The 19,456-nt window shown below is 71.3% G+C and carries 17 protein-coding genes and 1 pseudogene; 8 read left to right on the forward strand and 10 right to left on the reverse strand.

Annotation, left to right across the window (positions count from 1 at the left end; translation table 11 throughout):
- Positions 1-12: 12 nt before the first annotated feature.
- The gene (locus tag OG210_RS12140) at positions 13-1,149 is read right to left on the reverse strand and encodes a zinc-dependent metalloprotease (protein WP_328329692.1); all 1,137 of its coding nucleotides are present in this window, start codon (positions 1,147-1,149) and stop codon (positions 13-15) included.
- Positions 1,150-1,254: 105 nt separating this feature from the next.
- Positions 1,255-2,742 carry a D-alanyl-D-alanine carboxypeptidase/D-alanyl-D-alanine-endopeptidase gene (gene dacB / locus OG210_RS12145; RefSeq protein WP_328329690.1) on the reverse strand — a complete coding sequence of 496 codons (1,488 nt, stop codon included), beginning with the start codon at positions 2,740-2,742 and terminating at the stop codon, positions 1,255-1,257.
- A 108-nt stretch (positions 2,743-2,850) separates the two neighbouring features.
- Between dacB and OG210_RS12150 the strand changes: the two genes are divergently transcribed.
- Positions 2,851-3,345, forward strand: a complete 495-nt coding sequence (locus OG210_RS12150; protein WP_164264904.1) for an inorganic diphosphatase — start codon at positions 2,851-2,853, stop codon at positions 3,343-3,345.
- Positions 3,346-3,487: 142 nt separating this feature from the next.
- A complete protein-coding gene (locus OG210_RS12155; RefSeq protein ID WP_328335552.1) occupies positions 3,488-5,179 on the forward strand; it encodes a threonine/serine exporter family protein in 1,692 nt (563 codons plus the stop codon).
- Positions 5,180-5,272: 93 nt separating this feature from the next.
- On the opposite strand, the gene OG210_RS12160 is transcribed toward OG210_RS12155, so the two are convergent.
- Positions 5,273-5,971: a DedA family protein gene (locus OG210_RS12160; protein WP_371536269.1), complete on the reverse strand. Its 699-nt coding sequence runs from the start codon at positions 5,969-5,971 to the stop codon at positions 5,273-5,275.
- A 158-nt stretch (positions 5,972-6,129) separates the two neighbouring features.
- On the opposite strand from OG210_RS12160, the gene OG210_RS12165 reads away from it, so the two are divergent.
- Both OG210_RS12165 and OG210_RS12170 read left to right on the forward strand, forming a co-directional pair.
- On the forward strand, positions 6,130-6,495 hold the full coding sequence (locus tag OG210_RS12165; protein ID WP_328329685.1) for a YbjQ family protein: 366 nt from the start codon (positions 6,130-6,132) through the stop codon (positions 6,493-6,495).
- A 186-nt stretch (positions 6,496-6,681) separates the two neighbouring features.
- Positions 6,682-8,103, forward strand: a complete 1,422-nt coding sequence (locus OG210_RS12170) for a glutamate decarboxylase (RefSeq protein WP_328329683.1) — start codon at positions 6,682-6,684, stop codon at positions 8,101-8,103.
- A 33-nt stretch (positions 8,104-8,136) separates the two neighbouring features.
- On the opposite strand, the gene OG210_RS12175 is transcribed toward OG210_RS12170, so the two are convergent.
- From OG210_RS12175 to OG210_RS12185, 3 genes are all read right to left on the reverse strand, one after another.
- The gene (locus OG210_RS12175) at positions 8,137-8,778 is read right to left on the reverse strand and encodes a PadR family transcriptional regulator (protein ID WP_371536271.1); all 642 of its coding nucleotides are present in this window, start codon (positions 8,776-8,778) and stop codon (positions 8,137-8,139) included.
- A 52-nt stretch (positions 8,779-8,830) separates the two neighbouring features.
- Entirely contained in the window at positions 8,831-10,288 is a 1,458-nt protein-coding gene (locus OG210_RS12180; RefSeq protein WP_328329679.1) for an aldehyde dehydrogenase family protein, read from the reverse strand.
- Between the two features lie 79 nt (positions 10,289-10,367).
- A complete protein-coding gene (locus tag OG210_RS12185; RefSeq protein ID WP_371536275.1) occupies positions 10,368-11,261 on the reverse strand; it encodes a helix-turn-helix domain-containing protein in 894 nt (297 codons plus the stop codon).
- A gap of 280 nt (positions 11,262-11,541) precedes the next feature.
- Here OG210_RS12185 and OG210_RS12190 point away from each other — a divergent pair, with 280 nt between their 5' ends.
- The gene (locus OG210_RS12190; RefSeq protein ID WP_328329675.1) at positions 11,542-12,039 is read left to right on the forward strand and encodes an ATP-binding protein; all 498 of its coding nucleotides are present in this window, start codon (positions 11,542-11,544) and stop codon (positions 12,037-12,039) included.
- Positions 12,040-12,071: 32 nt separating this feature from the next.
- On the opposite strand, the pseudogene OG210_RS12195 reads toward OG210_RS12190, so the two are convergent.
- Together OG210_RS12195 and OG210_RS12200 are read right to left on the reverse strand one after the other, a co-directional pair.
- A pseudogene (locus tag OG210_RS12195) lies at positions 12,072-12,234 on the reverse strand (GNAT family N-acetyltransferase); the annotation flags it as partial.
- Between the two features lie 26 nt (positions 12,235-12,260).
- Positions 12,261-12,506: a DUF397 domain-containing protein gene (locus tag OG210_RS12200; protein ID WP_328329673.1), complete on the reverse strand. Its 246-nt coding sequence runs from the start codon at positions 12,504-12,506 to the stop codon at positions 12,261-12,263.
- A 248-nt stretch (positions 12,507-12,754) separates the two neighbouring features.
- Here OG210_RS12200 and OG210_RS12205 point away from each other — a divergent pair, with 248 nt between their 5' ends.
- Entirely contained in the window at positions 12,755-13,237 is a 483-nt protein-coding gene (locus OG210_RS12205) for a hypothetical protein (protein WP_328329671.1), read from the forward strand.
- A 30-nt stretch (positions 13,238-13,267) separates the two neighbouring features.
- On the opposite strand, the gene OG210_RS12210 is transcribed toward OG210_RS12205, so the two are convergent.
- Positions 13,268-15,391 (reverse strand): FUSC family protein, encoded by a 2,124-nt coding sequence (locus tag OG210_RS12210; RefSeq protein WP_328329669.1) that lies wholly within the window; start codon positions 15,389-15,391, stop codon positions 13,268-13,270.
- 209 nt (positions 15,392-15,600) lie between these two features.
- A complete protein-coding gene (locus OG210_RS12215; RefSeq protein ID WP_371536279.1) occupies positions 15,601-16,767 on the reverse strand; it encodes a DUF2786 domain-containing protein in 1,167 nt (388 codons plus the stop codon).
- Positions 16,768-17,169: 402 nt separating this feature from the next.
- Here OG210_RS12215 and OG210_RS12220 point away from each other — a divergent pair, with 402 nt between their 5' ends.
- A complete protein-coding gene (locus tag OG210_RS12220) occupies positions 17,170-18,861 on the forward strand; it encodes a bifunctional 3'-5' exonuclease/DNA polymerase (protein ID WP_371536283.1) in 1,692 nt (563 codons plus the stop codon).
- A 94-nt stretch (positions 18,862-18,955) separates the two neighbouring features.
- Positions 18,956-19,429, forward strand: a complete 474-nt coding sequence (locus tag OG210_RS12225; RefSeq protein WP_328329663.1) for a DNA starvation/stationary phase protection protein — start codon at positions 18,956-18,958, stop codon at positions 19,427-19,429.
- The last annotated feature ends 27 nt before the right edge of the window (positions 19,430-19,456 follow it).

Below are 19,456 nucleotides of genomic sequence, written 5' to 3' on the forward strand. Positions count from 1 at the left end.
CCGTGGGCCGCGTCAGAGCGCCGTTTCGCCCTTACCGTGCACCCGCGCGATCCAGTCCGCCGGTTTGGCGATCTCCGCCTTGGTGGGCAGCGTGTTCGGCGAGGTCCAGACGCGGTTGAAGCCGTCCATGCCGACCGCCTCGACCACGGCCCGTACGAAGCGCTCGCCGTCGCGGTACTGGCGGAGCTTGGCGTCCAGGCCGAGCAGTTTGCGAAGGGCCTGGTCGAGGCGGCCCGCGCCCTGTGCCCTGCGCTTCTGGAACTTCGCGCGGATCTCGTCGACCGACGGCACGACCTGCGGGCCGACGCCGTCCATCACGAAGTCCGCGTGTCCTTCGAGGAGCGACATCACCGCGGTGAGCCGGCCCAGGATGTCCCGCTGGGCGGGCGTCTGGACCAGTTCGACCAGTGAGCTGCCGCCGTCGTCCTCACCGGCCGGGCGGCCGCCCGCCAGCGTCTGGGCGGCCTCGCGCAGCCGTTCGAGGACGGTCATCGGGTCGACCTCGGTCTCCGCGAGAAACGACTGGATTTCGCCCTCCAGATGGTCGCGCAGCCAGGGCACACCGGTGAACTGGGTGCGGTGGGTCTCCTCGTGCAGGCAGACCCAGAGCCGGAAGTCGTGCGGGTCGACCTCCAGCTCGCGCTCCACATGGACGATGTTCGGCGCGACCAGGAGGAGACGGCCGCCGCTGCTGCCGGCCGCCGCGGGCAGGTCACGTCCCGCGGGGGCGAACGTCTCGTACTGCCCGAGCACCCGCGAGGAGAGGAACGACAGCAGCATGCCCAGCTCGACGCCGGTGACCTTTCCGCCCACCGCGCCCAGCACCGCCCCGCCCGGCAGGCTGCCGCGCCGGTCCTGCATCTTCTCCAGCAGGGGCTTCAGGACCTCACGGAACCCGGCGACGTTGGCCTTGACCCACCCCGCGCGGTCCACCACGAGGACCGGGGTGTCCTCCAGGTCCGTGCCCTCGGGAATCATCCGGGTGAAGGCGCGGACGTGCTCCTCGGCGGACTTGGCGTGCCTGCGCAGCTCCGCCACCACCGCTCGGGCCTCGTCCCTGCTGACGTCAGGACCCTGCTTCGCGAAGCGGGTCGCAGTCGCCGTGGCGAGGTTCCAGTCGACCATCTCGGCACCACCGATGCGCGTCATGCGTCAACCGTACGTTCTCGGATCGGCGGACGGTGAGGTGTTGCACCGGCTGCTCACGGCTCCGGGAGCGGTCCGGGAACGCTCCGGGACGCCTCCGGAACGGCTTCAGCCCGTGCAGCCGCAGGCCGCCACGGCCGTGCCCAGGCGGTCGAGCGCCGACTGGGCCGCCGCCGGGGACGCGGTGTCCGACGCCATGAACGCGAAGGCCAGCAGCCTGCCCCGGGCGTCCACCACCGTCCCGGCCAGGGTGTTCACGCCGGTCAGGGTGCCGGTCTTGGCGTGGATGAGACCGCCCGCGCCGGACGGGTCCGTGTAGCGCTCGTCGAGTGTGCCGGTGAATCCGGCGATCGGCAGTCCGGTGAGGATCGGGCGCAGTTCGGGGTGGGCCGGATCGCCCGCCCGGGCGAGCAGGGTGGCGAGCAGCGTCGGGGTGACCTTGTCCTGCCTGTTCAGCCCGCTGCCGTCGGCGAAGTGGGCCCCGTCCAGCGGCAGGCCGAGCTTCTTCAGCCCGTCCCGGACCGCCCGGCCCGCCCCCGCGAAGCTCGCGGGTTCGTGTGCGGCGAGCGCGGTCTGCCGGGCGACGGCCTCGGCGATGTCGTTGTCGCTGTTGGTGAGGGCCCGCTCGACCAGTGCCGAGAGCGGCGCCGAGTACGTCGTGGCCACCGTCTTCGCGCCCTTGGGGGACTTGCCGGGCGACGGCGCGCCCTTGCTGTGTACGGACCGGTCGGCCAGCATCGCGGCGAACGTACGGGCGGTGCCGCCCGCCGGGTCGCCGGTACGCGGAGCCGGTCCGTGGTCCCCCTCCTCCGGGGAGCCGGCCGAGCCGCCGGAGCCGCTGGAGTCACCGGAGCCGCCGCCCAGCCGCCCCTCGTCCGTCATGAGGGCGCTGACCGGGGCGAGGTTGTCGTTGGGGCCGATGGGGTGCAGCAAGGGACCCGAGTACACCGAGGTGTCGTACGAGATACGGACGGAGCTGACGCCCCGGCCGCGCAGCGCCTTGGCCGCCGCGTCGGCGAGCGCCCGCAGGCCGTCCCGGTCCAGGGTCGGATCGCCGCCGCCCCGGAGGGTCAGCCGCTTCCCGTCGGGGGTCGCGGTGACGGTGGTGGCGATGCGGTGGCCGGGGCCGAGCGCGGAGAGCCCGGCGGCCATCGTCGCGAGCTTCACCGTGGAGGCGGGGGTCATGGGCCGGCCGGCGTGTGATCCGTACAGCGTCCGGCCGGTGGCGGCGTCGATCACCACGCCGCCCGCGGTGGGGCCGAGCGCCGGGTCGTCCATCAGGTGGCCGAGCGCCCTGCCCAGCCCCTTGCCGGTCGGTGCGGCGCTGCTGCCGAGTGCGGGCAGTACGCCGGGCGCGCTGGGCGCGGGCGCCGGGCCGGCCGCGTGCCCGGGGCTCCCGTGATGTGCGCCACCTGTCCGGTCCCGGGCAGCGGCCCAGTCCCGCTCGGCCTTACGCTGACCTGAGTCCCAGGGTCCGGACGCCGCGATCAGCCCGGCCGCGAGCGCGAGACCGATCACGGCGGAGCCCGCCGAGAGTTGCCACGTCGTCACCTTCGGCACCGGCACCTCGGAGCAGCCCCTTTCGCGATCACACATCGTCGTGGGGGACACTTAACCACTGCGTTTGCCGTACGCACGGCATCCGGCCGGTCCGGCAGGACGCAGCACCACCCGAAGTTCGTGTTGATCATGGAGGAGCCACCCGTGGAGTTCGACGTCACCATCGAGATTCCGAAGGGTTCGCGGAACAAGTACGAGGTGGACCACGAGACCGGCCGGATCCGTCTGGACCGTCGGCTCTTCACCTCGACCAGCTACCCCGCGGACTACGGATTCGTCGAGAACACCCTCGGCGAGGACGGCGACCCGCTGGACGCCCTTGTCCTGCTGGACGAGCCGACCTTCCCCGGCTGTGTCATCAAGTGCCGCGCGATCGGCATGTTCCGGATGACCGACGAGGCGGGCGGCGACGACAAGCTGCTCTGCGTCCCGGCCTCCGACCCCCGGGTGGAGCACCTGCGCGACATCCACCACGTGTCGGAGTTCGACCGCCTGGAGATCCAGCACTTCTTCGAGGTCTACAAGGACCTGGAGCCCGGCAAGTCCGTCGAGGGCGCCGACTGGGTCGGCCGTGCCGACGCCGAGGCCGAGGTCGAGAACTCGTACAAGCGCCTCCAGGCGCAGGGCGGGTCGCACTGATCCACAGCTGATGCGGTGCCGGTCGCGCTGACGCCGGCCGGCCCGCGCCGAGACTGCTCCTGCGGGCGGTGCGTCCCTCCGGGGTGCACCGCCCGCAGTGCGTCCGGAGGCGGTGCAGGCGGTATCCGTGCGCATACTGGGCATGCGCTGGTCAGGTACGGGAGAGGTGGGAGCGGAGCGAGTGGCTGAGACCGACGGTCCCGAGGACCGCAAGCCGCAGTCGGACGAGGTACGGAGCGCATTCGTACCGCCGACGGGTACGGGGACCCCTGCCCCCGAGGACTCCTCCACCACCTCGGAATTCGCCGTTCCGGCCGGGCTGGCCGCCGAGACGCCCTCCGAACCCGAAGGTTCCGCCTTCACTCCCCCGGAGACGTACAGCGCCCAGAACTCGCCGTCCGCCTTCACCCCGGCCCATGGCTTCCCCATGATCAAGCTGGCCAAGGAGGCGCCCTGGCAGGACCGGATGCGCACGATGCTGCGGATGCCGGTCCATGAACGGCCGACGGTGGAAGCGGCGCAGAAGCATGACGAGGAGTCGGGTCCCGCCGTACCGCGCGTGCTCGACCTGACGCTGCGTATCGGCGAGCTGCTGCTCGCGGGCGGCGAGGGCGCCGAGGACGTCGAGGCGGCGATGTTCGGCGTCACCCAGGCGTACGGGCTCGAACGCTGCGAGCCGACCGTCACGTTCACCCTGCTGTCGATCTCGCACCAGCCCTCGCTGGTGGACGACCCGGTGACCGCGAGCCGTACCGTACGCCGCCGCGGCACCGACTACACCCGTCTGGCGGCCGTCTACCACCTCATCGACGACATCACGTCCGAGGACGTCGACGTCTCGCTGGAGGAGGCGTACCGCGGCCTCGCCGGGATCCGCCGTAACCGCCACCCCTATCCGGGCTGGGCGCTGACGACCGCCAACGGGCTGCTGGCCGGCGCGGCCTCCGTGCTTGTCGGCGGTGGCGCGCTGGTCTTCGTCGCGGCGATGGTGGGCGCGATGCTCGGCGACCGGCTGGCCTGGTTCCTCGCCGGGCGCGGGCTGCCGGAGTTCTACCAGTTCTCGGTGGCCGCGATGCCGCCGGCCGCGGTGGGGGTGGCGCTCACCCTCGCGAACGTGCCCGACCTGCGCGCCTCAGCGGTGATCACCGGTGGGCTCTTCGCCCTGCTGCCGGGACGGGCGCTCGTCGCGGGCGTCCAGGACGGTCTGACCGGTTACTACATCACCGCGTCCGCGCGGCTCCTCGAAGTCGTCTACTTCTTCATCTCGATCGTCATCGGCGTGCTGATCGTGATCTCGCTGGGGCTCCAGCTCGGCGCCAACCAGCTCAACGCGGAGGCGGCGCTGCTGGGGGTCAACAGGCCCGTCGTCCAGACCCTCGCCGCGATGCTGCTGACCTTCTCCTTCGCGATCCTGCTCCAGCAGGACCGCTCGACGGTGCTGATGGTGACGCTGAACGGCGGGGTGGCCTGGATCGTCTACGGGGCGCTGCACTACCCGGGAGGCTTCTCGGCGGTACCGTCCACCGCCATCGCGGCCGGGCTCGTGGGTCTGTTCGGGCAGTTGTTCTCGCGCTACCGGTACGCGTCGGCGCTGCCGTACGTCACGGCGGCGATCGGGCCGCTGCTGCCCGGTTCCGCGACGTACTTCGGGATGCTGTTCATCGCACACAGCGACGTGAACAAGGGGCTGGCCTCACTGACCAAGGCCGCCGCCCTGGCACTGGCCATCGCGGTCGGGGTGAACCTCGGCGGTGAGATCTCCCGGCTCTTCATGCGGGCGCCCGGCGTGGTCGGCGGCCAGCGCCGGGCGGCGAAGCGGACGCGCGGGTTCTAAGCGGGTTCCAAGCGGGTGCCAGACGGGCGCCAGGCAGGTACCAGGCGGGGTTCTAAGCAGGTGCCAGGCGGTCCAGATCCAAACCGCGAGGGCCTACCGCTTGGCGTGCCGGCGGCGCTGGGTGCCGGGGCCCTGGTCATCCGGTGCGTCGCCGCCCGGCGCGCCCTCCCGGCCGGCCTTTCCGCGCGCGCGCAGGTACTCGATGGCGATCGGCACCACCGACACCAGCACGATCGCGACGAGGATCAGCTCGATGTGCTTGTTGACGAACGCGACCTTGCCGAGCCCCGCGCCGAGCAGGGTGACACCCACGCCCCAGAGCGTGCCGCCGATGACGTTGAAGGTCACGAACGAGCGGTAGTTCATCCGGCTCACGCCCGCGATGATCGGCGTGAACGTCCGCACGATGGGCACGAAGCGGGCCAGGACCAGGGACTTCGGGCCGTACTTCTCGAAGAAGTCGTGCGCCTTCTCGACGTTCTCCTGCTTGAAGAGCTTGGAGTCGGGGCGCCGGAAGAGCGAGGGTCCGACCTTGCGGCCGAACAGATAGCCCACCTGGTCGCCCACGATGGCGGCGAGCGCCACCAGCACGCAGAGCAGCCAGAGCGGAGTACCGAGCTTGCCGGTGGTGACGAGCAGACCGCTGGTGAACAGCAGGGAGTCGCCCGGCAGGAAGAACCCGATCAGCAGCCCGGACTCGGCGAAGACGACCACCAGCAGGCCGACCACCCCGAAGGTGCTGATCAGGTAGTCCGGGTCCATCCAGCTCGGTCCGAGCGCGAGAGTAGTCACGGGTTCCGGGCTCCTGGGGTCAGTCGGCATGGGTGCCATGCGGGTAATGGCTGGCCAAAGTTATCAACGCCCGCGTGGGGTTACTGGTTCCATCGCCTCGGCACGGGTGCGAGGTGCACGGGTTTTCGGGCAAGGTGATCACCAGGAGGTGGTGCCGGATGAGCATCGAGGATTACGGCGGCGGCCAGTCGCCCCAGGCCGACGTACTGGTCGTCACGACGAACGACGTCCCCGGATACGCGGTTCAGCAGGTGGTCGGCGAGGTGTTCGGGCTCACAGTCCGCTCCCGCCATCTGGGGAGCCAGATCGGTGCCGGTCTGAAGTCCATGATCGGCGGCGAGCTCAAGGGGCTGACGAAGACCCTGGTGGAGACCCGCAACCAGGCGATGGAGCGGCTGATCGAGCAGGCCCGCGCGCGGGGCGCCAACGGGGTGCTCGCGATGCGGTTCGATGTCACCGAGGCGGCCGACATCGGCACCGAGGTGTGCGCGTACGGCACGGCGGTCGTCATCGCCAAGCAGTGACGGCGGTGCGGTACGGGTACGGGCTGCTCAGCCCCGCATCCGTACCGCCTCCCCCACCTGCCCGCCTGCCCCACCTGCCCCACCTGCCCCACCTCGCACCCCGGCACTGTCCGGCGCACCACCCGCACCATTTGTCCGCATCGTCGCGACAGGAGAGCGCGGCTCAGAGGAAGGCGAACGCGAACCATGCCACTGCACCGAGGCGCGAACGGATCCGACGGCTCCGGGAAACCGCCCACCATCGCCGTCAACCCCTTCTTCGGCGAGGCGAATCCCGTCGGCGGCATGGACACGGCCCCGCCCAAGCACCGGCTCCCCGACAGCCCGCTGCCGCCGATGAGCGCGTACCAGCTGGTCCATGACGAGCTGATGCTGGACGGCAACTCCCGGCTCAATCTGGCCACGTTCGTCACGACGTGGATGGAGCCGCAGGCCGGGGTACTCCTGGCGGAGTGCCGTGACAAGAACATGATCGACAAGGACGAGTACCCGCGCACCGCCGAGCTGGAGCGGCGCTGTGTGGCGATGCTCGCCGATCTGTGGAACGCGCCGGATCCCACGACCGCCGTGGGCTGCTCGACGACCGGTTCCAGCGAGGCGTGCATGCTCGCGGGCATGGCGTTCAAGCGGCGCTGGACGAAGCGGAACGCGGACCGCTATCCGGCCACCGCGCGGCCGAACCTGGTCATGGGCGTCAATGTCCAGGTCTGCTGGGAGAAGTTCTGCAACTTCTGGGAGGTCGAGGCGCGGCTGGTCCCCATGGAGGGCGACCGCTACCACCTGGACCCGCAGGCCGCCGCCGACCTCTGCGACGAGAACACCATCGGGGTGGTGGGGGTGCTCGGCTCCACCTTCGACGGGTCGTACGAGCCGATCGCCGAGCTCTGCGCGGCCCTGGACGCCCTCCAGGAGCGCACCGGCCTGGACATCCCCGTCCATGTCGACGGGGCGTCGGGCGCGATGGTCGCCCCCTTCCTCGACGAGGAGCTGGTCTGGGACTTCCGGCTCCCCCGGGTCTCGTCCATCAACACCTCGGGCCACAAGTACGGCCTGGTCTACCCGGGTGTCGGCTGGGCGCTGTGGCGCTCCCCCGAGGAACTGCCCGAGGAGCTGGTCTTCCGGGTCAACTACCTGGGCGGCGACATGCCGACCTTCGCCCTCAACTTCTCCCGGCCGGGTGCGCAGGTGGTGGCGCAGTACTACACGTTCCTGCGGCTGGGCAAGGAGGGGTACCGCGCCGTCCAGCAGGCAACACGCGACGTGGCGCGGGGACTTGCCGGCCGGATCGAGGCGCTGGGCGACTTCCGGCTGCTGACCCGGGGCAATGAGCTGCCGGTCTTCGCCTTCACGACGACGGATGACACCACGAGCTTCGACGTGTTCGACGTGTCGCGGCGGCTGCGCGAGCGGGGGTGGCTGGTGCCCGCGTACACCTTCCCCGAGAACCGGCAGGACCTCTCGGTACTGCGGGTGGTCTGCCGCAACGGGTTCTCCGAGGACCTGTCCGGTCTGCTGATGGACGACCTGCAGTCACTGCTGCCCGAACTGCGGCGCCAGTCGGGGCCGTTGGAGGGGAGCAAGGCGCAGGCCACGGGGTTCCACCACTAGCCTCCTGCGTTCGGACCAGGCCGGCCGCACCCGTCAGGCGGTGTCCCCCGGGTGCGGCTCGCCGGTCGCGTACGGGTTCTCCTCGCCCTCGGTGAGGACGCCCGTGAACGGCTCGCCCTCACCGGCGAAGACATACGCGCCGCCCTCGATCCGCTCGATCAGGCCGCGTGTCCACTCGGCGCCGCCGTCCGCCGTGTGGACCCAGAGGTTCATGATCTCCCCGATGTGGCCGAGCTGCTGCGGGCCGTCCTCGGGGATGTAGTGCTCGGTGACCGCGGCCCGCCAGGTCTCCATCGCCCGGACGCGTTCCTTCAGGAGCGCGACGGCCTCGGCCCGCTCCAGGTCGACGATGCAGCCGAGCGCGGCCGACATGACGTCCATCTTCTGGTCGTAGGTGACGAGTGCCTCGCGGAGCAGCCTGAGGTACTCGTCCCGGCCCGCCGCCGTCATCTCGTACTCGGTACGCGGCGGGCCGCCCGCCGTGCTCGGAGCGGTCTCGTGCGCCAGCAGCTTGCCCTGCTTCGCCAGTTGCTTCAGGGCGTGGTAGATCGACCCCGGCTTGGCGTTGGACCACTCGTGGGCGCCCCAGTACTCCAGGTCGTTGCGCACCTGGTAGCCGTGTGCGCGCCCGTGCTGGCGGACCGCTCCGAGTACGAGCAGACGGATCGCTGACATGGGGCCAGCCTAGATCCTGCTCACGGAGCCGCACCGCCGCAGCCCCGCGGCCTCAGAACGGGAAGCGGCTGCGCCCGTGCTGGATCGAGATCCACTGCTGTGTGGTGAACGCGTCGACCATGGACTCGCCGTTCAGCCGCCCGAGCCCGGAGCGCTTCTCGCCGCCGAACGGGACGATCGGCTCGTCGTGCACGGTGCCGTCGTTGATGTGGATCATTCCGGTACGGACCCGCCGAGCGAGGCGGACACCGCGCTCCACGTCGCCGGTGTGCACCGCGCCGCTCAGCCCGTACGGGGTGTCGTTGGCGATACGGACCGCCTCGTCCTCCCCGTCGAACGGGACGAGCAGCGCCACCGGGCCGAAGATCTCCTGCTGGAGGGCCGGCGAGTCGGGGGCCAGACCGGTCAGGACCGAAGGCGAGACCAGGGTGCCCTCGGCGCGCCCGTGCACCAGCGCCGTCGCTCCGGCGGCCACCGCCTGCTCGACGACCGCTGTGACGGCCTCGGCCTGCCTGGCGTTGATGAGCGGGCCGATGTGGGTGGCCGGGTCGGCCGGGTCGCCGGTCCTGAGCGTCCGTACCTTGGCGACGAACTTCTCGGTGAACTCCTGCTCCACACCGCGGTCCACCAGGATGCGGTTGGCGGCCATGCAGACCTGGCCCTGGTGCACGTACCGGCTGAAGACCGCCGCGTCGACCGCGTAGTCGATGTCGGCGTCGTCCAGCACGATCAGCGCACTGTTGCCGCCGAGCTCCAGGACGGCGTGCTTGAAGTGCGCGGCGCAGACCGTGGCGACGTGCTGGCCGACCTTGTCGGAGCCGGTGAAGGAGATGACCTTGGGCACCGGGTGGGTGAGCAGCGCGTCGCCGATCTCGGCGATGTCGGTGACCACCACGTTCAGCAGGCCCGCGGGCAGTCCCGCCTCCTCGAACACCTTCGCCACCAGGGTGCCGCCGCAGACCGGGGTGTTCTGGTGCGGCTTGAGCACCACGGCGTTGCCGAGCGCCAGCGCCGGGGCGACCGACTTCATGGAGAGCAGGAAGGGGAAGTTGAACGGGCTGATGACGCCCACGACGCCGACCGGGACGCGGTAGACGCGGTTCTCCTTGCCGTCGGCCGGCGAGGCGATGATGCGGCCCTCGGGGCGCAGTGCCAGCTGTACGGCCTCGCGCAGGAACTCCTTGGTGAGGTGCAGCTCGAAGGCGGCCTTCAGCCGGGTGCCGCCCAGCTCGGTGACGATCGCCTCGGCTATCTCGTCCTCGCGCTCCTCGATGATGCGCAGGGTGCGTTCGAAGACGGCGCGGCGGGTGTAGGGGTTCGTCGTGGCCCAGGCCTCCTGGGCGCGTTCAGCGGCGCGGTACGCCTGGTCCACCTCGGCGGCCGTTGCCACCGTGACGGAGGCCAGCTTCGTCTCGTCGTACGGGTTGAAGTCGATGATGTCCCAGGAGCCGCTGCCCGGCTTCCACTCACCGTCGATGTACTGAAGAGCAAGCTCGCTGAAGAAGGACATGGAATCCCTAACTGCCGCTGCCGCGCGCGCAGATGCTCATGACGCCTGAGGCCTTATGGCATCTCATCGTACGTGCGATTCAGGCGGTGCGGAGGATGTCCCTGATGATGGACCGGGTGTCTTCCGGCGGCGGGCTGTCCTGCTGGAGCTGGCTCATCGCCCGGTCGTACTGGGCGACTTCCTCACTCTTGTCGAGGTAGAGGGAACCGGTCAGCTGCTCCAGATAGACGAGGTCCGACAGGTCGGACTCGGGGAAGCGCAGCATCGCGAACGATCCGCTCTCGCCTGCGTGGCCGCCGAAGCTGAACGGCATCACCTGGAGCGTGACGTTCGCCATCTCGGAGATCTCGATGAGGTGCTCCAACTGGGCCCGCATCACGTCCCGTTTACCGTACGGACGGCGCAGGGCGGACTCGTCGAGCACGGCGTGGAACTGCGGCGCGTGCTCGGCGACCAGGACCTTCTGGCGCTCCAGGCGCAGCGCGACCCGGCGGTCGATGTCGGCAGCCGACGCCTCGGAGTTGCCCCGGGTGACGACCGCGTGGGCGTACGCCTCGGTCTGCAACAGGCCGTGCACGAACTGCACTTCGTACGCGCGGATCAGTGAAGCGGCGCCTTCGAGACCGATGTACGTCTGGAACCAGCCCGGCAGCACATCGCCGTAACTGTGCCACCACCCGGCGAGGTTGGCCTCCTTGGCCAGACCCAGCAGGGCTTCGCGCTCGGTCGCGTCGAGGACTCCGTAGAGCGTGAGGAGGTCCTCGACGTCTCTGGACTTGAAGCTCACCCGTCCCAACTCCATGCGGCTGATCTTGGATTCCGAGGCGCGGATCGAGTATCCGGCGGCCTCCCGGGTGATCCCGAGTGAATCGCGCAGCCGTCTGAGCTGTGAGCCCAGGAGGATGCGCCGCACGACGGACCCACCTCCGGTGCTCAGCGTCTGGGAAGACCCCCAGGACTCGCCTGCTGACACTTTCCAACCCTCCCCGGTCGTGATGTGGGGGGCAGTCTGCCACTAAAACGCTCCGCCCTGTACTCGATCGATTACAGAAAGAGCAAAGCCCGGCAGGCGACCGGCAAGAAGAGTGCGAGAAGAAATGCGCAAGAACCGTCACGGGGCCGCTCAAGTCCGGCGCGTGCACGTGCATCTGCCCTTGCATCTGCTGTGCGCATTCGGAACCATGGGCCCCGCGCACCTGCGTTCTCGTACCACCGCACGCTGGCTACGGCCGCGAAACCGGGGAGTGCCTCGCATGGGGACGAATGGATCGACCATGCTCAAGCCGTTAAGGCAGGGGCTTCCTCCGATCGACCCCGCCACCGTGTCGAGCTCCGCCTCCTGCGCGCTGCCGCCGAAGTTCGAGGCGGTACGGGGAGCACGGCACTTCACCAAGTCGACGCTCACGTCGTGGGGCCTGTGCGAGCGGTTCGACGATGTGGCGCTGGTCGTGTCGGAACTCGTCACCAACGCCCTGCGCCACGCCCTGCCGTCCGACGCCCCGCGCGAAGAGGACGCCCCGGTGCGGCTGCACCTGATGCGGTGGACCTCCCGCCTGGTGTGCGCGGTACGCGACCCGAGCGACAGCGCCCCCGCGGCCCGCCCGACGGACGACTTCGCGGCGGAGTCGGGCCGGGGCCTCTTCCTGGTCGACTCCTTCGCCGACAGCTGGGGCTGGCACCCGCTGGCGGGAACAGCGCACGGGAAGGTCGTCTGGGCGCTGTTCCGGCTGCAGGGGGAGCAGGGGAGTTAGGGCCTTTCGTTCGGATCACGCCGTGCTCGGATCAGGAAGGCCCCGGCGGCCTTCTCCCTCCGCGGCCCAGTAGCCACGGGTACTACCGATGCACGGACAGTCGTGGAGGAGCCGCGGCAGGACCCGCGCCCGGATCGCCTCGCGGCTGGTCGGCCGGCCGCCGTTGATGAAACGCATGACGTCCGGGCCGTTTTCTTCGTGCCCCTCAAGTTCCCTGCCGGTCAGACCTGTTCGGCGACCAGGTGGTCGAACTCCCCCGCCTTCGCGCCGTGCAGCATCGCCGCTATCTCCGCCGGGGTGTAGACGAGAGCCGGGCCTTCGGGGTGGCGGGAGTTGCGTACCGCCACCTCTCCGCCGGGCAGCCTGGCGAACTCCACGCACGAGCCCTGCGAGTTGCTCAGCTCGCTCTTCTGCCAGATGACTCCGTGAAGCGCTGTTGACGCCATGCCGTTGTACGCGTGGTGCACAGGTCGCTCCCGGGTAGTGCAGAAGTACGGAGTACCGGAGTACGGACGTACGGAATTACAGGTCTCAACTCTCCAGGATCATAGCTGTGTTCACTTGCAGATGCATGAGCAGATGCACGTGCACACGGGGTGGTCGCTCCACTACAGCTTTGCCGGAGAAACGTTCCTCATGCACGGGGACGCCCGGTCCCCCGATCCGGCTCCCTGGTAGCTTGGCGCGTTCCGTCATCCACACCAGGGGGAAAGAAGTGAACAGGTTCGTACGTACCGCCGGCATCGCGGCCACCGGGCTTGCGGCGGCACTCGTGATCAGCGGGTGTTCGAGCAGTGACAGCAAGAGCTCCGACGCGTCGAAGGACCAGGGCAAGGGCTCGAACACCGCCGCCCCCGCATCCAGTGGCGGCAGCGGCTCCGATGGTGCGGGCGCGAAGGCCGCGGACATCGAGGGCAGCTGGCTCGCCATGACCGGCGGCAAGTCCACGGCGCTGGTGATCCAGGGCAAGCAGGCCGCCATCGCGGGGCAGCACGTCTGCACCGGCGTGGTCGCCGCCATGGGCAAGCAGATGCTGACCCTCAAGTGCCCCGACGGCAACAACGACCGCACCATGGGGACGATCGAGTCCGCCGACGGCAAGACCATGACGGTGTCGTGGGAGGCCGGGATCAAGGACACCTTCAAGAAGACCGACGGGGCGAAGCTCCCGGACGGACTGAAGATGCCCAAGTCCTAGGGTTTCAGGGCTTTTAGGGTTCCCGGGGTTCTAGGGGTCCCAGGGCTTCCCGGATGGGCCGGGCCGGGCCCGCGGGGCCTGGTCCGATCCGGTCCGGGGCCGGGTGGCCTCCTGGTCCAGGGCCGCGGTGAGTTCGTCGAGGGTGTCGAGGAGCAGCCCCGCCCCGCTGCGTACGACCTGGTCGGGTACGCCTTCGCCGTCCCACGCGGCGAGGTTCTCGCGCACCTCGTCCCAGTGCGGCACGCGTCGGTGCCGGATGTCCTTGGCGCCCCGCTCGACCGCGTGGAGCAGCGCCTCCGCGACGTCATGCGCCGCCGGTACGGGGGTGGTGGAGCGGCTGGGCAGATGGGCCTCCATCAGCATGGCCGCCCGGCCCAGCTGCGCCATCGCCTCCTCCGCGTCGGCGGCTGCCGACCTGGACAGGCCCCGGTGGCGCACCGGTTCGTGGGTGGCCCGCTCCAGGGCCTCCTGCCAGGTGATCCTGGCGGTGCGCGCGGCCAGCACCGCGTCCCGGACATCGGTCCTGCGGGCGCCGGCCGGATCGGCGTAGTGCGCGACGACCGCCGCCGCGTAACGGCCGTCGGCGAGCAGCCAGTCGGCGAGCCGGTTGCGCAGCCTGGGCGTCTCCCAGGCCGGATAGACGGCGTACGCGACCATGGCGAGCAGCCCGCCGATCAGGGTGAGCAGCACCCGGTCCCGGACGGTCTGGCCGACGTCGAGTCCGCTCATTTCGAGGAGGAAGACGACGTAGGCGGAGACGCAGGCCGAGCCGGCCGCGTACCCCGTGCGCATCAGGAGGAACATCAGCCCCGCGCAGACCACCGCGAGCGCTCCGGACGGGTACGGCCCGGGATGCGCCACCTGGACAACGGCGGTGGCGACCGACACCCCGACGAGCGTGCCGCCGAAGCGCGCGACGGCGCGGCCGTACGTCTGGGAGAAGGCCGGGCGCATCACCATCACGGAGGCCAGCGGCACCCAGTAGCCGTGCCCGAGCGGCAGGGTGAAGCCGATGAGATAGCCGACCGCGGCGACCACCGCGGTGCGGATCGCGTGGCGCAGGACGGGTGAGTCGTGGCTGTGCAGTTCCTTGCGCATGGTCCGCAGCACGACCGGGGCCATCCGCACCAGCGTGGGCCGCAGCAGCGGCTCGGTGTCGGGCGTGGTGCCCTCGCCCTGCGCCGTCTCGACGACGTCGCGGAGCAGGGTCGCCAGCCGGGCGGCGGCGCGGCGGGCGGGTCCGGTGAGCACGTCGGAGTTGTCGGGGGCCTCCAGTACGGCGAGGGCCGGGGCGGAGATGACCACGGGTTCGCCGTGCCGGACGGCGCGGGCCGCGGTGTCCAGTACGGAGCCGGCGGCGGACAGCAGTTCCCGTACCCGTGTGCGCTCAGGTCCCTCCGCCGCGGCGCCGACGGCCGGGTCGGCGAGGGAGGCGAGCACGGGCCTGATCCGCTCGGCGAGGCCGCGGGTGCCGTGCAGTTCGGCGGGGCGTCTGCGGGCCTGCCGCCGGGTGACGGCGGCGGCGCTGCGGGCCGTCACGAACGGCTCCGGGTCGAAGGAGGCCACCGGGTCGTGGCGCAGCCTGCGGGCGTAGTCGGCCTCGGCGGCCAGCGCATCGGCGAGGGCGTCGCGCTGGGCTCCCCACCGGCGGATGGGGAAGAGGACGATCAGGCCGGCCTGGACGACCGCGCCGCAGGCGATGATCGCGGCGTGGCCGGCGGCGGCCGGCACCGAGGTGGGGAGGGTGACGGTCACCAGCATCATCGCGACGTTGGACGCGGCGATGATGCCCGCGGTGGGCCCGACGGCCCAGGCCAGTCCCGCCACGAACGCCCAGATCGCGATCAGCGTCATGAACAGGGCGGTGTGCACGCCGAAGAGGTAGCCGAGGAAGGTCGACACGGCCAGCGTCCCGCCCGAGAACAGTGCCAGGACCGGCCGGGCGCGCCAGCTGCGCTGGAAACTGGCGATGGCGGCCTGGTAGGCGCCGAAGGCGGAACTCGCCGCGACAGCGGGGCCGAAGATGTCGAGGCTGAGCAGGACGACGAGGGCGAGGCCGGCGGCGCCGCGGAGGGCGATGAGCGGTTCCAGGCGCCGCCGTTCGATCGTCAGCCCGGAGCGGGCGGTCGCGTACAGGGCCCGGAGCCAGGTCATGGGTCTGAGAGTAGCGGGATAGTGGGATAGCGGGGCATATCGGGCGCATGGACGTCATGCTGAGGGCGCTGGGGGGCTGTTAGTGGTGGGGGCTGTGGGTGGTGGGGGGCTTGGGCGCTGGGGGCCGCCCAGTACCCAAGCCCAGGTCCTTGCCGTCAGGTCCCAGCCCAGGCCCCCGCTGTCAGACCCCAGCCGTCAGGCCCCCGCCGTCAGGCCCCCGGCCCCAACCGGGCCTTCGACCCCTTCGGCCCGTTCGGCCCGTTCGGCCCGTTCGGTCCCAGCCCCGCCGCGTCCGCCGCCGCCGTGCCGTCCAGCCAGCCCGCCTCGTCCGTGACGCCACGTACCCGGCTCACGGTTGTCTCGGGGAACATCCGGTCCGTTTCCGACACCACCGCCACGTCCCGCTCCGCGAGCACCGGCAGCAGCGAGCCCGCGGCCTCCGCCGTCACCTCGTCCGCGGTCCGGGCGAGCCGGTGGCCGAGCCTGCTGGCGTACGCCGTGAGGAACGACTGCCGGAACGTCTTTGTCCGCTTGCGCCCGCCCGCACGCTGCGCCGCCTCCGCGCGGGTCATCGCGGCCACCCCCTGGACCAGGAGTGAGGTGTGGAGCAGTTCGACGACCTCCAGGTCGGGTTCGAAGCCGACGACCGTGGAGAAGCCGAACGCGCTGTTCCAGACCGCACGGCAGCGGTTCGCGGTGGCGACCGCGTCGAGCAGGACCGCCTTGGCCGTCTCGTACGGGGCGTCGACGCCGATACGGCAGGCCGCCGGGGTGTCCGTACGGTGCCCCTCGGCCGCGAGCCGCGCCTCGTCGATGCTGTGCCGGGCCATCAGCTCCTGCGCCTTGCCGCTGAGCGCCTCGGCCTCCGCCGCGTAGTCCGTCGCCTCGGCCTTGGCGAGCAGCGCGCGGATCCGGCCGAGCGTCCGCGGCTCGGCGTGGTGGTGGGGCGGGAGCAGCACATCGGTGCCCGGCGCCGGGCCCACCGGTTCGATGGCCGGGAGACGCAGGAGCAGCCGGTACAGCTCCAGGAGTGCGGTCGCGTACGAGAAACGGTCGGCCTCCCAGGGCGGTGCGGCCAGTTCGTCCAGCTGGGTCTGCCAGCGCGGCGGCAGCCGCTTGCACGCCCGCACCTCCGCCGTGATCAGCGCCGAGAGGAGCCGGACGTGCCGGTCGGCCAGATCGCGCCGGACGAGCCGTACGACGTCGGCGGGCTGCCACCCGCGCCGCCAGGCCCGGCACAGGAACTCCTCGCCGCGCCGGCCCAGCTCCGCGTCGGCCGCCGGGTCGGCGGCGAGCAGGGAGGCTCCGGTGTCCAGGCCCGCGTCGCCCTCGCTGTAGAGGGCCGCGGCGAAGGCCCGGTCGGTCACCGATTCCATACGCCGCCCCTGCGCCCAGCCTTCATGCACCCAGCCCTCATGCGCCCAGTCTCCCTGGGCCCGGTCTCCATGCGCCCAGGGTAGATCCGGCCCGCACCGCCGTACGGGTCACCGCCCTCCACTGCACCCGCTCGCCGGATCCTCTGTCCACAGCCTGTGGACAGAGAGCCGCGAGCGGCCGCCGAGCCTCGGAACCAGTCGCGGGGCCATGCGCCATACCGTTCCCGGAGCCGCTCGCCCCTTCCGTACGGTTCCGCCCGCCCGAACGGACAGGGGCGGCACAAGTGCCGTCCGTACGCCGGAGGATGAGGATATGCAGCGCAGCCCCCTCCCGCCGTCCCCCATGCACCGCCCCTCGCGGCCTCCGGCCGATTGTCAGTGGTGGCTGCCACACTCGATCGCATGACCGAACGGTGGGCTCTGGCGACGGCGGAGGGCGGCGGGGCGCACCTCGCGCCACTCGGCGGCGACGGGCTGCCCGCCGAGGACGTGCTCTTCGAGCCGGATCTGGTCGAGGCGGTGCGGGCCCGGCCGGACGTCGGGCGGTGGGTGTGGCGCTCGACCGCCGAGATCTATCCACGGCTGCTCGCCGCCGGGGTGCGGGTCGAGCGGTGTTACGACATCGAGGACGCGGAGCTGCTGCTGCTCGGCCACGACGGGCGGTACGGCGAGCCGCGCTCGGCCGCGGCGGCCTGGGCCCGGCTGCACCGGGCACCCGTGCCGCCCGATCCGCGCCCCCGGTCCGCCGAGCCCGGCGCGCAGTCCTCCCTCTTCGAACCGGCCCCGGTCCCCATGGAGTTGGGCACGCTCCTCGAGGTGTACGCGGACCAGCTCGTGCGGTACGGGACCACCGTCCACCCGGACCGGATGCGGCTGCTGACCGCGTCGGAGTCGGCGGGGATGCTGGTGGCGGCCGAGATGCACCGGGACGGGCTGCCCTGGCGGGCCGATGTGCACCGGGCCGTCCTGGACGAGCTGCTCGGCGAGCGGTATGCGGGCGGCGGCGAGCCGCGCCGGATGGCGGAGCTGGCGGACGAGGTGTCGGCGGCCTTCGGACGCCGGGTCAGACCGGAGCTGCCCGCCGACGTCATCAAGGCGTTCGCCCAGGCCGGGATCCGGGTGAAGTCGACCCGGCGCTGGGAGATCGAGGGAATCGCGCATCCGGCGGTGCGGCCCCTGCTCCAGTACAAGAAGCTCTACCGGATCTGGACGGCCAACGGCTGGGGGTGGCTCCAGGACTGGGTGCGGGACGGGCGCTTCCGCCCGGAGTACCAGCCGGGCGGGACGGTCTCCGGGCGGTGGACCACCAATGGCGGCGGGGCACTTCAGATCCCGAAGGTGATCCGGCGGGCGGTCGTCGCGGACGAGGGCTGGCGTCTGGTGGTGGCCGACGCCGACCAGATGGAGCCCCGGGTGCTGGCGGCGGTCTCCCGCGACCGGGGGCTGATGGAGGTGGCGGGACACGACGGGGATCTGTACTCGGCCCTCTCCGACCGGGCGTTCAGCGGCGACCGCGACCACGCCAAGCTCGCACTGCTGGGCGCGATTTACGGCCAGACGTCGGGGGACGGCCTGAAGAACCTCGCGGCGCTGCGGCGCCGGTTCCCGGCAGCCGTGGCCTACGTCGACGACGCGGCGAAGGCGGGAGAGGAGGGTCGGCTCGTACGGACCTGGCTGGGGCGTACCAGCCCACCGGCGGCCGGGGCCGAGGAAGGCGACGAAGCGGGCATTCCGCAGGAGGATCCACTGGCCGGCCCGCCGGAGTCCGGCCCGCCGGGCGGACCCCGCTCGTCGGACGCCCGCGCCTGGGGCCGGTTCACCCGGAACTTCGTGGTCCAGGGCAGCGCGGCCGACTGGGCACTGCTGATGCTGGCCGCGCTGCGCCGCGCTCTGCACACCGCGGGGCTCCGCGCCGAGCTGGTCTTCTTCCAGCACGACGAGGTGATCGTGCACTGCCCGCGGGACGAGGCGCCACAGGTGGTCGAGGCGATCCGCGCGGCCGGTGAGCTGGCCGGGCGGATCGCCTTCGGGGAGACACCGGTGCGGTTCCCGTTCACGACGGCGGTGGTGGAGTGCTACGCCGACGCGAAATAACCGGTTCGCACGGCGAGGACTGCCGGCCGGACCCCCGGGTACGCGATTGGTCAGGCGCACAGCACAGCCAATCGACGTAAGGAGTGCACGCACTATGACTGCCACCGTGAAGAGCACCCTGACCGACGCAGCGCGCGAGACCACCGGGAAGGCCCTCCAGGGCGCCCTGGTCGACCTGCTCGGCCTCTCCCTCCTCGCGAAGCAGGTGCACTGGAACGTGGTGGGGCCGCGCTTCCGCTCCATCCACCTCCAGCTCGACGAGGTGGTCACCACGGCTCGCGACTACGCGGACACGGTCGCCGAGCGGTCCTCCGCCATCGGGGTGCCGCCCGACGGCCGTATCGCCGCGCTGGCCAAGACCAGTGAGCTGCCGGAGCCTGCCACCGGCTGGATCTCCGACGACGACGTCGTGGAGCTGCTGGTGAACGCGCTGGGTGGTGCGATCATCCGGCTGCGCAGCGCGATCGCGGCGACCGACGAGCCGGACCCGGTGTCCCAGGACCTTCTGATCGGGCTGACGGCCGAACTGGAGAAGCAGCGCTGGATGTTCCAGGCCGAGAACGTCTGACCCGGCGTGATCCGGGCGTGAGGTCCT

The sequence above is a fragment of the Streptomyces sp. NBC_00466 genome, from assembly GCF_041433995.1.
GTDB lineage: Bacteria > Actinomycetota > Actinomycetes > Streptomycetales > Streptomycetaceae > Streptomyces.